General features: G+C 75.9%; 10 protein-coding genes. 5 read left to right on the top strand and 5 right to left on the bottom strand.

Features of this window, described 5'->3' with window-relative positions; all coding sequences use genetic code 11:
- On the top strand, positions 1-3,954 hold a 3,954-nt coding region (locus QL983_RS07125), incomplete at its 5' end, for a Pls/PosA family non-ribosomal peptide synthetase (RefSeq protein ID WP_290152043.1).
- Entirely contained in the window at positions 3,951-5,291 is a 1,341-nt protein-coding gene (locus QL983_RS07130) for a M1 family metallopeptidase (RefSeq protein WP_113914369.1), read from the top strand. The genes QL983_RS07125 and QL983_RS07130, both read left to right, overlap by 4 nt.
- Positions 5,292-5,309: 18 nt before the next feature.
- On the opposite strand, the gene QL983_RS07135 is transcribed toward QL983_RS07130, so the two are convergent.
- The 3 genes from QL983_RS07135 to pheS are packed head-to-tail and all read right to left on the bottom strand — an operon-like array spanning position 5,310 to position 9,598.
- Positions 5,310-5,930 (bottom strand): 4'-phosphopantetheinyl transferase superfamily protein, encoded by a 621-nt coding sequence (locus QL983_RS07135; protein WP_129867161.1) that lies wholly within the window; start codon positions 5,928-5,930, stop codon positions 5,310-5,312.
- Positions 5,931-5,932: 2 nt separating this feature from the next.
- Positions 5,933-8,512: a phenylalanine--tRNA ligase subunit beta gene (pheT, locus tag QL983_RS07140; protein WP_290152048.1), complete on the bottom strand. Its 2,580-nt coding sequence runs from the start codon at positions 8,510-8,512 to the stop codon at positions 5,933-5,935.
- Positions 8,513-8,515: 3 nt separating this feature from the next.
- Positions 8,516-9,598 (bottom strand): phenylalanine--tRNA ligase subunit alpha, encoded by a 1,083-nt coding sequence (pheS, locus tag QL983_RS07145; RefSeq protein WP_049147954.1) that lies wholly within the window; start codon positions 9,596-9,598, stop codon positions 8,516-8,518.
- 86 nt (positions 9,599-9,684) lie between these two features.
- Between pheS and QL983_RS07150 the strand changes: the two genes are divergently transcribed.
- Together QL983_RS07150 and QL983_RS07155 are read left to right on the top strand one after the other, a co-directional pair.
- Positions 9,685-10,092 carry a CHY zinc finger protein gene (locus QL983_RS07150; protein WP_049147953.1) on the top strand — a complete coding sequence of 136 codons (408 nt, stop codon included), beginning with the start codon at positions 9,685-9,687 and terminating at the stop codon, positions 10,090-10,092.
- Positions 10,089-10,538, top strand: a complete 450-nt coding sequence (locus QL983_RS07155; RefSeq protein WP_049147952.1) for a hypothetical protein — start codon at positions 10,089-10,091, stop codon at positions 10,536-10,538. The genes QL983_RS07150 and QL983_RS07155 overlap by 4 nt, the downstream gene beginning before the upstream one ends.
- A 45-nt stretch (positions 10,539-10,583) precedes the next feature.
- On the opposite strand, the gene QL983_RS07160 is transcribed toward QL983_RS07155, so the two are convergent.
- The gene (locus QL983_RS07160) at positions 10,584-11,246 is read right to left on the bottom strand and encodes a pyroglutamyl-peptidase I (RefSeq protein ID WP_144860325.1); all 663 of its coding nucleotides are present in this window, start codon (positions 11,244-11,246) and stop codon (positions 10,584-10,586) included.
- Between the two features lie 92 nt (positions 11,247-11,338).
- On the opposite strand from QL983_RS07160, the gene QL983_RS07165 reads away from it, so the two are divergent.
- A complete protein-coding gene (locus QL983_RS07165) occupies positions 11,339-12,412 on the top strand; it encodes an Rv2578c family radical SAM protein (protein WP_073117122.1) in 1,074 nt (357 codons plus the stop codon).
- Between the two features lie 34 nt (positions 12,413-12,446).
- Here the strand turns inward: QL983_RS07165 and QL983_RS07170 are convergent, their stop codons facing one another.
- The gene (locus tag QL983_RS07170) at positions 12,447-12,959 is read right to left on the bottom strand and encodes an NUDIX domain-containing protein (RefSeq protein ID WP_073117120.1); all 513 of its coding nucleotides are present in this window, start codon (positions 12,957-12,959) and stop codon (positions 12,447-12,449) included.
- Positions 12,960-13,009 lie beyond the last annotated feature (50 nt).

Consider the following 13,009-nt stretch of genomic DNA (forward strand, 5'->3'; position numbering starts at 1 on the left):
GGCGCGCCGCATCGGCCGCAGCTGCCCGGCTCCGAGCGCACCCCGCCCGCCCGGACGCTCGTGGAGCTCTTCGACGCCACGGCGCGCGAGCACCCGGACGCGACCGCCCTGGACGACGGCGTCGAGCCGCTGACGTACGCGGAGCTGCGGGAGCGCGTCGACGAGACCGCCCGCCACCTGTGGGCCGCCGGCGTGCGGGCGGGAGACCGGGTCGGCGTGCGGATCGCCTCGGGCACGGCCGCGCTGTACGTCTCGATCCTCGGCGTGCTCGCCGCCGGCGCGGCCTACGTCCCCGTGGACGCGGACGATCCGGAGGAGCGCGCCCGCCTCGTGTTCGGCGAGGCGAAGGTGGCCGGCGTCCTCACCGACGAGCGGGTCTACGCCCCGCACCCCGAGCACACCGCGGACCCGGCCGCGGAGGCCCGCGCCCCCGGGCTCGAGGACGACGCGTGGATCATCTTCACCTCTGGCTCGACGGGCACCCCCAAGGGCGTGGCGGTGAGCCACCGCTCGGCCGCGGCCTTCGTGGACGCCGAGGCGCGGATCTTCCTGGCGGACGATCCGCTCGCCCCGGGCGACCGCGTGCTGGCGGGACTGTCCGTCGCGTTCGACGCCTCGTGCGAGGAGATGTGGCTCGCCTGGCGTCACGGTGCGTGCCTGGTCCCGGCCCCCCGCTCGCTCGTGCGCTCCGGCATGGACCTCGGCCCGTGGCTCGCCGAGCGGCGCATCACCGCCGTGTCCACCGTGCCGACCCTCGCCGCGATGTGGCCCACCGAGGCCATGGACAACGTCCGGCTGCTGATCTTCGGCGGCGAGGCCTGCCCGCCCGAGCTCGCCGCGCGCCTGGCGGAGGACGGCCGCGAGGTCTGGAACACCTACGGCCCCACGGAGGCCACCGTCGTCGCGTGCGCGGCCCCGCTCACGGGTCTCGGCCCGGTCCGCATCGGCCTGCCCCTGGACGGCTGGGACCTGGCCGTCGTCGACCCGCAGACCACGCTGCCCGTGGCCGAGGGCGAGACGGGCGAGCTGATCATCGGCGGCGTCGGCCTGGCCCGCTACCTCGACCCGGCCAAGGACGCCGAGAAGTACGCCCCCATGCCCTCCCTCGGCTGGGAGCGTGCCTACCGCTCCGGTGACCTCGTGGTCTTCGAGCCGGAGGGCCTGCTGTTCGTCGGCCGCGCCGACGACCAGGTGAAGCTCGGCGGCCGCCGCATCGAGCTCGGCGAGGTGGACGCGGCCCTCCAGGCCCTGCCCGGCGTCCACGGCGGCGCCGCGGCCGTGCAGACCACCCCGGCGGGCCACCAGATCCTCGTCGGCTACCTCGTCCCCGCGGACCCCGAGGCCGAGCTCGACCTGCACATGGCCCGCGAGCACCTCGCGGCGGAGCTGCCGGCCGCACTCGTGCCCCGGCTGGCCGTCGTGGACTCCCTGCCCACGAAGACCTCCGGCAAGGTGGACCGCCACGCGCTGCCGTGGCCCCTGCCCGGCGCCGAGGTGGACGAGGACGCGCCCCAGCCGAACGAGGACACCGCCGACGGCTGGGTGCTGCGCCAGTGGGCGGACGTGCTCGGCGCGCCCCCCAAGGACGCCGACACCGACTTCTTCGAGGCCGGCGGCGGCTCGCTCGCCGCTGCCCAGCTCGTGGCCCGCCTGCGCCTGCGCCACCCGGCCGTGACCGTCCAGGACGTCTACCGCAACCCCACCGCCGGGGCCCTCGTGGCCGCCGTCGTGGGCGACGACGGCCCCCGCGGCATCGAGGTGCACGACCGGCACGTCGACCGCACCCGCCACCGCACCCAGTGGGTCCAGACCCTCGTGGGACTGCCCGTGTTCGTCCTGCCCGCCCTGCGCCTGGGCGTGTGGACCGGCCTGGCCCTGAACCTGCTGACGCTCTCCGGGCTCGCGCCCGGGCTGCCCACCGTGCCGTGGTGGGTGCTGATCGTGGCCGGTCTGCTGGTGGTGACCGTGCCCGGCCGCATGCTGCTCACCGCCGCGACGGCCCGGCTGCTGCTGCGCGGCGTGAGCCCCGGGTCCTACCCGCGCGGTGGCCGCGTCCACCTGCGCCTGTGGCTCGCCCAGCAGATCAGCGACCTCGTGGACCCCTACTCGCTGGCCGGCGCCACGTGGGTGCCCGCCTACGCGCGACTGCTGGGCAACCGGATCGGCAAGGACGTGGACATGCACACCGTGCCACCGGTCACCGGCATGCTCACGGTCGAGGAGGGCGCCGCGATCGAGCCTGAGGTGGACCTGTCCGGCTACTGGGTCGACGGCGACGTCGTCCGGCTCGGCGAGGTGCGCATCGGCGCGGACGCCGTCGTGGGCGCCCGCTCCACGCTCCTGCCAGGCGCCCAGGTCGGCGCCGGGGCGCACGTCGAGGCCGGGTCCACCGTCGCCGGGCGGGTGCGCGGCGGCCAGCGCCACGCCGGCTCCCCCGCCGTCAAGGTGGGCAAGGTGAAGTCCCGCGGCCCCGCCGAGGCGCCGCGGGAGACCCCGGGCTGGCGCCTGATGGCGACCGTCCTCTCGACCCTCATCTCCCTCCTGCCGCTCGTCTCCGCCGCCGCGGCGGCCGCGGTGGCCGCGTGGTCGCTGACCTGGTGGCCGCCGGCCCCGGAGGCGGGACCGCTGGCCGCCGTCGGGACCACCGCGGCGCGCCTGCTGGCCGCGAGCCCCCTGGTGGCCGGCGTGTGGTTCCTGACCCAGATGCTGCTCGTGCTCGTCACCGTGCGCCTGCTCGCACTCGGCATCACGGAGGGGCACCACCCCGTGCGCTCCCGGGTCGGCTGGCAGGTGTGGGCCACCGAGCGCGTCCTCGACGCCGCCCGCGACCAGCTCTTCCCGATCTACGCCTCCCGCTTCACGCCGACGTGGCTGCGCCTGCTGGGCGCCGAGGTGGGTCGCGGCGTCGAGGCCTCCACCGTGGTGCTCGTGCCATGCATGACCCGCGTGGGCGACGGCGCGTTCCTCGCCGACGACACGATGGTCTCCTCCTACTCCCTCGACGGCGGGTGGATGCACGTGGCCCCCGCGAAGGTCGGCAAGCGCTCGTTCGTGGGCAACTCCGGCATGGTGCCCGGCGGCCGTACCCTGCGCCGCGACTCGCTCGTGGCGGTGCTGTCCACCACCCCGGCCAAGACCAAGGCGGGCACGTCCTGGATGGGCTCCCCGCCCGTGCGCCTGCGCCGCAACGAGGTCACCGCGGACGCCTCCCTCACCTACGACCCGCCGGCCCGGCTCAAGGCCGCCCGCACCGCCTGGGAGCTGCTGCGCGCGATCCCGGTGTGGCTGCACGTGGCCCTGTCCATCGCCGTCGGCGCGACGCTGGCCGCCCTCATCGCGGTCGGCACGTGGGTGCTGGCCTTCGTCCTGGGCGGCGTCGTCCTGCTCGCGGCCGGCGCGGTCGCGGCGGGCCTGACCGTGCTCGCCAAGCGGGTCTTCGTCGGCCGGATCCGCGCGGGCGAGCACCCGCTGTGGTCCTCGTTCATCTGGCGCAACGAGGTCGCGGACACCTTCACCGAGTTCCTCGCCGCCCCGTGGTTCAGCCGGGCCGCGGCCGGCACCCCCGCCCTGGTCTGGTTCCTGCGCGCGATGGGCGCCCGCATCGGCCACGGCGCCTGGGTCGAGTCCTACTGGCTGCCCGAGGCCGACCTCGTGGAGCTCGGCGACGGCGCCACCGTGAACCGCGGCTGCGTCGTCCAGACCCACCTGTTCCACGACCGCGTGATGTCCCTGGACGCCGTCGTCCTGGAGGACGGCGCCACCCTCGGCCCCCACTCCGTGGTGCTGCCGGCCGCTCGCCTGGGCCGCGGCACCACCGTCGGCGCCGGGTCCCTCGTGATGCGCGGCGAGGAGCTGCCCGCCGGCACGTGGTGGCTCGGCAACCCGGTCTCCCCGTGGCGTCGTCCCGACGGCGACCCCGCCGCCGCGGCCACCCCCTCCCGAGAGGAAGCATGAGCACCGATCCCTACGTCCCGGGCGTCGGCACCGACGCCGCCACCGTCGAGCACATCGCGCTGGACCTCGATGTGCGCCTGGCCGCGAACCGGGTCTCCGGCACCGCCGTCCTGCGTGTGCGCCTGACGAAGCAGAGCCGCCGCATCGAGCTGGACCTGCACCGGCTGCGCGTGTCCCGGGTGGCCGCCGTCGTCGACGGCCGCGCCATCGCCTCCTCGTTCACCCAGCCGGGCCGCGCCCCGAGCCGCCTCGTCGTGGACCTGGGCGAGAGCCGGCCGGAGGGCACGCTCGTGGAGCTCACCGTGGTCTACGCGGGCACGCCCACGTTGCGGCGCAGCCCGTGGGGCACCATCGGCTGGGAGGAGCTCACGGACGGCGTGCTCGTGGCCGGGCAGCCCCACGGCGCCTCCACGTGGCTGCCGTGCGTGGACTCCCCCACCTCGCGCTCGACGGCGGAGATCACCCTCACCTGCGATGCGGGCTACCTGCCCGTCGCCAACGGCGTGGGCGCACCCGTGCGCACGCGCGGCTCGCGGGTCACGTGGCGGTGGCGGCTCGACCAGCCCGTGCCCGCCTACCTGCTCAGCGTGCAGATCGGCCGCTACCGGCTCGTGGACGCCGCCCCTCCCGCCGAGGGGCTGCCGCCGCTGCGCCTCGTGGTCTCCCCGCGGACCGAGCAGCGGGCCCGCCGGGCCCTCGCCCCCCAGCCGGCCATGATGGCCACGTTCATCGACGCCTACGGGCCGTACCCGTTCGAGGACTACACCGCGGTCGTGGCCGATGAGGAGCTCGAGATCCCGCTCGAGGCCGCGAGCATGTCCCTGTTCGGCACCAACCACCTGGACGGCTCGTGGGAGTCCGAGCGGCTGATCGCCCATGAGATGTCCCACCAGTGGTTCGGCAACGCCGTGACCCTGGGCCGCTGGTCCGACCTGTGGCTGCACGAGGGCTTCGCCTGCTGGTCCGAGTGGCTGTGGGCCGAGGCCTCGGGGCGGTCGAGCATCACCTCGATGGCGCGGCGGGCCTGGCAGAAGCTGGCCGCGCACCCGGTGGAGCAGGCGCTGGCCGAGCCCGGGCCGGAGGAGATGTTCGAGGACTGGGTGTACAAGCGCGGCGCGCTCACCGTGGAGGCACTGCGGCAGCTGCTCGGCACGGACCTCTTCGGCTCCATGCTGCGCGCCTGGGTGCGGGAGCACCGGTTCGGCACCGTCGACTCCCTGGGGCTGCGCACGCACGTGCACGCGTGGGCCCCGCACGCCGGGGTGAGCCGGGCGCAGGTGGACGAGCTCTTCGACGCGTGGACGCTGCGGCCCGCCCTGCCGCCGTTCCCGGGCTGAGGCGGCCGCGCGGTCGACTCAGCGGCCCCGCCGCGCCAGCGCCCCGACGAGACCGCCCGGAAGCCGGTCGGTCAGGTCCACCAGCACGACGTCGGCCGGCACGGTCAGTGCGTCGACGGCGGCGGGGTCGCCCGTGAAGCCGGTGCCGGCGGCCTTCACGAGCGCCTCCTTCCGCGTCCACAGCCGGGCCCGCGCGGCGGGCCTCTCGGGGGCGGGAAGCTCCCGCACCCGGGCGCGCTCCGCCGTCGAGAAGCCCACCCCGCCCAGGCCGTCCTCGTCCGCGAAGGCCGCGGCGTCCGCCCGCTCGACGTCCACCCCGAGGCCGAGCCCGTCGGCGGGCCGTGCCGGCGCCCACCACGCCCCGATCCGCGCCCGGTCCTCAGTGCCGGGCATCCGGACGCGCGTGAACGAGACGAGGGCGACCCGGCCGGGGGGCAGGCCGGTCAGCGCGGGGACGCCGTGCGCGGCCGAGCCGCAGCGCGGGCAGGCGTGCCGGAGCCCGAGCGGCCCCACCGGCACGCCCCAGGCCGCCGTCAGGGCGGTGCGCACCTGACCGAGCAGCGCGGAGACGGCGTCGGCCGCCCCCGCCGAGGCGGGGACGGCCGAGGTCAGGCCCCACGGGCCGGTCGCGACGGACACGGTCAGCGCTGGACCGCCCCGTGCCGCTGCGCCGCGAGCGCGGTGGCCGCGGCGCGGGCCTCGGAGACCTCCTCCGCGGTGAGCGTGCGGTCAGGGGCGCGGAAGCGCAGGGAGAACGCGAGGGACTTCCGCCCCTCCGGCACGCCCGCGCCCCGGTAGACGTCGAACAGCTCGACGGCCTCGAGCAGCTCCCCGGCACCCTCGGCGAGGGTCGCGCGCACGTCCCCGGCCACGACGGCCTCGTCCACCACGAGCGCCACGTCCTGCGTGCTCACGGGGAACGTGGACAGCGGTGCGGCGACCACGATCTCGGGGGCCGCGGCGCACAGCGCGTCCAGGTCCAGCTCCCACACGCTCGTGCGGGCGGGCAGGTCCTCGGCCTCGAGCCACTGCGGGTGCAGCTCGCCGGCGACGCCCACCACCCGGTCCCCGTGCTCGGTCACGACGACGAGCTCGGCCACCCGGCCCGGGTGGAACGCGTGGTGCCGGCCCTGCCGGACGGTCAGCTCGACGCCGAGGACGTCGGCCACGTCGAGGGCCCCGGCGATCGCGTCCTGCCAGTCCACCGGGCGGGGGTCGTGGTCCGGCCCGGGCGCCGAGTCGTGCCCGGCGTACAGACCGGCCACGTGCCACGGCTGGGCGGGGATGCCGGCCTCGAGGTCGGCGAGGACCTCGGCGGAGGGGTGGACCGCGCGCGGGGGGATCGTCGCCGAGCCCAGCTGCGCGCCGGGCAGGAAGACCAGCCCCATCTCGTACAGCGCCAGATCGCGGAAGCCGCGTCCGAGGTTGCGGCGCGCGGTCTCGACGAGGCCCGGCAGCAGCGACAGGCGTAGGTACCGGTACTGGGAGGCGATCGGATTGGCCAGGGCCACCATCGCCAGGGCCTGGCCCTGCGCGTCCGAGTCCGCCCCGAAACGCCGGTTCTGCTCCTCGGAGACGAACGGGTAGGCCAGCACCTCGGTGAGTCCCGCGGCCGCGAGCGCGGCCGACACGCGGCGACGCTGGGCCTGGCGGCGGGTGAAGCCGCGGCCCGGCGGGGCCACGGGCACCACGGAGGGGATCGCGTCGTAGCCGCGCAGGCGCGCGACCTCCTCGGCGAGGTCCTCGGGGATGCGCAGGTCCGTGCGCCACGACGGCGCGGTCACGGTCAGCCGCGGGGCGACGTCGGCGGCGGCCTCGGCGACGGTCACCTCGGCCCCCAGGGCCCGCAGCGTCACCACGACCTCGTCGGTCGTGTACGCCACGCCCACCAGGGCGGAGGGGAAGTCGGCGGCCATCTCGACGACGGCCGGCTGCGGCCGCGTCCCGACGTCGGTGACCCCGGGCTCGGCGGTGCCGCCGGCGAGCTCGACGAGCATCTGGACGGCCCGCTCGGCCGCCTCGTCGGCGATCTCCCAGTCGACGCCGCGCTCGTTGCGCTTCGACGCCTCCGAGGGCAGGCGGTGCCGGCGCCGCGTACGCGCGATCGACACGGGGTCGAAGTTCGCGGACTCGACCACGATCGTGGTGGTGGCGTCCGTGACCTCGGTGGCGGCCCCGCCCATGACGCCCGCCAGGCCGATGGGGCCGGAGTCGTCCGTGATGAGCAGGTCCTCCGCGTCGAGCTCGCGCTCCTTGCCGTCGAGGGTGGTCAGAGTCTCTCCGGCCCGCGCGCGGCGCACCACGATCTCGCCGGAGAGCGTGTCCGCGTCGTAGAAGTGCAGGGGCTGGCCCAGCTCCCACATGACGTAGTTGGAGATGTCCACCGGCAGGGAGATGGTGCGGATGCCGGCCAGGCGCAGGCGCGCGGCCAGCCACGGCGGGGTCGGGCGGGTCGCGTCCACGCCGGAGACCGTGCGGGCCACGAAGCGGGTGGCCCCGGGCTCGCCGTGGATCGGCGCGTCGTCGTCGATGCGGACGGCCGGGCCGGCGTCGTCGGCCGCGGGCGGGTGGACGGCGGAGGCCGGGTCCGTGAAGGGCACGCCGGTGGCGTGCGCGTACTCGCGCGCGACGCCGCGCATCGAGAACGCGTAGCCGCGGTCGGGCGTCACGTTGATCTCGGCGGCCTCGCCGTGCAGGTCCAGGACGTCCCGGGCGTCGGTGCCCGGCTCGGGGTCGAGCCCGAGGTCGCCGAGCACGATGATCCCGTCCGTGCCGTCGTCGCCCATGCCCAGCTCCGTGCTGGAGGCGATCATGCCGGCCGAGACGTGGCCGTAGGTCTTGCGGGGGCTGATGCGGAAGTCGCCGGGCAGCACCGCGCCGGGCAGGGCCACGACGACCTTGTCCCCGACCTCGAAGTTGTGGGCGCCGCACACGATGCCCTGCACGCCGGAGGGCTCGATCCCCTCGCCGGTGAGCGGCTGTGCGGCGCCCTCGGGCACCACGCGCACGGAGCACCAGTTGATGGTCTTGCCGTTCTTCTGCGGCTCGGGCTCCTTGGAGAGCACCTGCCCGACGACGATCGGGCCCTGCAGCTCGGCAGCCGGACGGTGGACGTCCTCCTCCTCGAGGCCGACGCGGACGAGGTCGGCCATCACGTCCTCGGCACGGTGCTCCGCGGGCACGGGGACGAACTCCCGCAGCCAGTCCAGGGGGATGCGCATGGATCAGACCTCCATTCCGAAGTGCTGGGAGAAGCGGACGTCGCCCTCGATCATGTCGTGCATGTCCGGGACCTCGTTGCGGAACATGAGCGTGCGCTCCACGCCCATGCCGAACGCGAACCCGGAGTACTCCTCCGGGTCCAGGCCCGCGGCGCGCAGCACGTTCGGGTGCACCATGCCGCAGCCGCCCCACTCGATCCAGCGGGGCCCGCCCTTGGCGCCGGGGTGCCAGATGTCCAGCTCGGCGCTGGGCTCGGTGAACGGGAAGAAGTTCGGGCGCAGGCGGATGGCCGCCTCCGCCCCGAACATCTGGCGGGCGAAGTACTCGAGGGTGCCGCGCAGGTGGGCCATGGTCAGGCCCTTGTCCACGGCCAGGCCCTCGAACTGGTGGAACACCGGGGTGTGCGTGGCGTCCAGCTCGTCCGTGCGGAACGTGCGGCCCGGGCACAGCACGTAGGTGGGGGCTCCCCGCTCGAGCAGGGAGCGCATCTGCACCGGAGAGGTGTGGGTGCGCAGCAGCAGGTGGGCCTCGGCCGGGTCCACGAAGAAGGTGTCCTGCATCTCGCGGGCCGGATGATCCGGCGCGAAGTTGAGGGAGTCGAAGTTGAACCACTCGGACTCGAGCTCGGGGCCCTCCGCGATCTCCCAGCCCATGCCGACGAAGATCTCCGAGACACGGTCCATCGTCAGCGAGAGCGGGTGACGGGCGCCGACGCGGCGGCGACGGACCGCGGTGGTCACGTCCACCGTCTCCTCGCGCAGGATCCGCGCGGCCTGCTCCGCCTCGAGCACCTCGGTGCGGGCGGCCAGGGCCTTGCCCAGGCGGCCGCGTGCGGCGCCCATGAGCTTGCCGGCCTCCGCCTTGCGCTCCTTGGGCAGAGCGCCGATCGCCTTGTTCGCGAGAGTCAAGGGGGCCCGGTCGCCGGTGTGGGCCAGGCGGGCGGCCTTGAGTTCATCGAGGTCGGCCGCGGCCTCATATGCGGCGAGCGCGGCCTGCACAGCGGCCTCCACCGCCTCCGCGTCCACGGGGGAGATCTCCGCCACGGGCGCGGTGGGCTCCGCGCCGGTCTCGGGGCTGGGTGTCATCAGGGCAACGACCTTCGCATGGGGGACGGTGGGACGCCCGTCAGTCTAGTGTCCGCCCCGGGCCCGCTCGGCCTAGGCTGAGGCGCATGACCGCCCCGGACTCCCTCGACGGCACCGACCCGCTGCTGCGGGGCGTGGGCCTGGACGCGCAGACCCGCTGCGCCCATTACGCCACGGCGCGGGACGTCGTCGCCCTGCGCTTCGCCTGCTGCCCCGCGTACTGGTCCTGCCACCGCTGCCACGCGGAGCTCGCCGACCACCCGGCCGTGCCGGTGCCTGCCGGCGAGTTCGACCGGCCGCATGTGCTGTGCGGGGTGTGCCGCACCGAGCTGAGCGTGACCGCCTACCTCGCCCTCGAGGCCACCGCTGATCCTGCGTGCCCGGCCTGCGGGGCGCCGTTCAACCCGGGCTGCGCCGCCCATGCCCCGCTCTACTTCGACGTCCCCGCGTCCGGGTCCCCCGCCGGGGACGCCGATCCTGCGGCACAGCCATGACCGCGGCCCCCTCCCGGCCGTCGCCTCCGGCGCACGTGCGGGCGCGCGGGCTGTGGAACCTGCTGAACCTGGCGACGCCGCTGGGGCTGGTGGGCGCCGTCGTCGCCGGCTGCGCGCTGCGGCCCGGACCGCACGGGCTGATCGAGGCCCACGGCTGGACGCACCGGTTCCCGGGCGGGGCCGCGTTCACGGTCGGCGACGTCGTGTTCACCCGCCCCGGCCTGCGCATGACGCCCGCGCTGTGGCGGCACGAGGCCGGCCATGCGGACCAGTACGCCCTCCTGCTGGGTCTGCCCTTCCTGCCGGCGTACGCGCTGGCGGCGGCGTGGTCGATGTGGCGGACCGGGGATCCGGCCTCGCGCAACGTCTTCGAACGACGCGCGAGCCTGGCCCTGGGCGGCTACATCGAGCGGCCCGTGGTCCGCGGCCTGCGGCGCCGCCGCTGACGGGCACGGGCGATCGCGCCGACACGGACCCGGGGTCCGGGGAGGTCAGTGCAGGGTGCCGCCGGGGACGTCGAGGTCGGGGCCGCCGGCCAGCGCCGTCAGGGCGGCCTCGGCCACCGCGCGCGCCAGGTCGGCCGCGGGCAGGGCCGGGGTGTCCGGCGTCGGGCGGTGCTCGGTGTCCCACGGCACGTGGATGAAGCCGGCGGCCCGGGCGGTGCCGGGGCCGTCGAGGAGCGAGTACATGACGTGGTTGCACACGAACGCGCCCGCGGACAGGGACGGCTCCGCGGCGACGCCGGCCTCCCGGATCGCGGCGACGGCACGCTTGGCGGGCAGGGTGGCGAACAGGGCCGCGGGACCGTCGGCGCGCACGGGCCGGTCCACGGGCTGCTCCCCCGCGTTGTCCGGGATCCGGGCGTCCTGCAGGTTCACGGCCACCCGTTCGACCCGGACCGTCGCCGTGCCGCCAGCCAGCCCGACGGCGATCGCCACCTCCGGCCGGACCCGGTCGAGGGCCGCGGTCAGGGCCGGCCCGGCCGCGCCGAACGCGCACGGCAGCTCGACCGCCTCGGCCGTCACACCCCGGTCCGCCAGGATGCCCACGGCGTCCCGCGCGGCGGCGATCGACGGATTGTGGACGTCCCCGCCGAAGGGCTCGAAGCCCGTGAGCAGGACGCGGGCTACCGGGGCGGGTGCACGGGAGGTCATGGCGACAACGGTAGGCGCGTCTGGGCGTCCGCGCCACGCCCGGACTCGTACGCGCTTGCGAGTCGATTCGAACATGTGTTCTACTTCTGGCCATGCGATGGGAAGCGCAGACCCTGCGGTCCGAGGGCGAAGCCCAGCGGGCGACGGCCGGCACACCGGCCGGCTCCGCCGCCCTGCTGCCGCTCTCGGACCTGCAGCGGAGTGTCACCACCCCGGAGTTCGCGGGCGTCACCTTCCATGAGGTGCTCGCCAAGACCGCACTGAACTCGGTGCCGTCCGCCTCGGCCATGCCGTTCCGCTGGACCGTGAACCCGTACCGCGGCTGCACCCACGCCTGCCGGTACTGCTACGCCCGCAGCACCCACACCTTCCTCGAGCTCGATGCCGGGGCCGACTTCGACCGGCAGATCGTCGTGAAGGTCAACGTCGCCGAGGTGCTGCGCGCCGAGCTCGCCCGCCCCACGTGGGGCCGCGAGGCGGTGGCGTTGGGGACCAACACGGACCCGTACCAGCGGGCCGAGGGCCGCTACGCGCTGATGCCCGGGATCATCCGGGCCCTGGCGGATTCCGGCACCCCGTTCTCCGTGCTGACCAAGGGGACCCTGCTCGCGCGGGATGTGCCCCTGCTGCAGGCGGCCTCGCGCCAGGTGCCCGTGCAGGTCTCGCTGTCCCTGGCGATGCTCGATTCCGCCATCGCCGCCGCGGTCGAGCCGGGCACGCCGTCGCCGACCGCACGCCTGCGCCTGATCGAGCGGCTCGCCGCCGCGGGTGCGGACGTCACCGTCATGGCCATGCCCCTGCTGCCGTGGCTCACGGACGGGGACCGCGAGATCGACGCCCTCATGCGCGCGCTGGTGGACGCCGGGGCGGCGCGCGTCATGCCGGGAGCCCTGCACCTGCGGCCGGGCGCGAAGGAGTGGTACCTGGACTGGATCCGCCGCGAGCACCCGGATCTGTTGGCCGGCTACGAGCAGATGTACGCCCGGTCCGCCTACGCGCCCGAGTCGTACCGTCGCATGCTCACCCGGGTGGCTGGGGAGGCCGCCGCACGGCACGGCCTGGCCCGCGGCGGCGCCCACGGCATCCGGCGTGAGGACGGCCCCACGGCCCGGCGCCGGTCGGCGTCCCGGCCCTCCGCCCCGGCGGCGCAGCCCGCGCTGTTCTGACCCGTCCGCGGGGCGCGGCCGGTCGCGTGCCGGCTCAGCGCCCCGCCGAGAACGCCGTGGCGGCGCCGCGGAGCACCTCGGCCACGATCGGCCGGTCCGCCGGGATCCAGTCCAGGTGCTGCACGCCCGGCCCGGCCAGCGGCAGCCACGCCAGCAGGTCGTGGTCCTGGAGGGCTCGGGGCCTCGCCCCCTCCTCCGCCAGGACGCCCCAGAGCACCCGCATCCGGGCGCCGTTGGCCAGCTCCCACCCGGCGGGCTCCGGCGCCGCCACCTCGGGGCCGAGCCGCACGGCGACCCCGAGCTCCTCCCGGCACTCCCGCAGCAGCGCCTGCTGGATGCCCTCCCCCGGCTCGACCTTGCCCCCGGGGAACTCCCAGAGTCCCCGCAGCGCGGCGGGCGCGCTGCGGCGGGCCGCCAGCAGGCGGGTCGGCGCGGCCGCATCGTCGAGCAGCGCGAGCCCCACGACCAGCCGCGGTCGCGCACCGTCCCGGGGCGACGTCGTCGGGCTGGCAGCGGGCGCGGGGCGAGCGGGTGTGGCGGAGGTCATGAGCCCAGGCTAGCGAGGCCCCCGCCCCCGCAGACCGGAGTCCGTAGGCT

It is taken from the genome of Micrococcus sp. APC 4021 (assembly GCF_030407635.1).
Lineage (GTDB): Bacteria > Actinomycetota > Actinomycetes > Actinomycetales > Micrococcaceae > Micrococcus > Micrococcus luteus.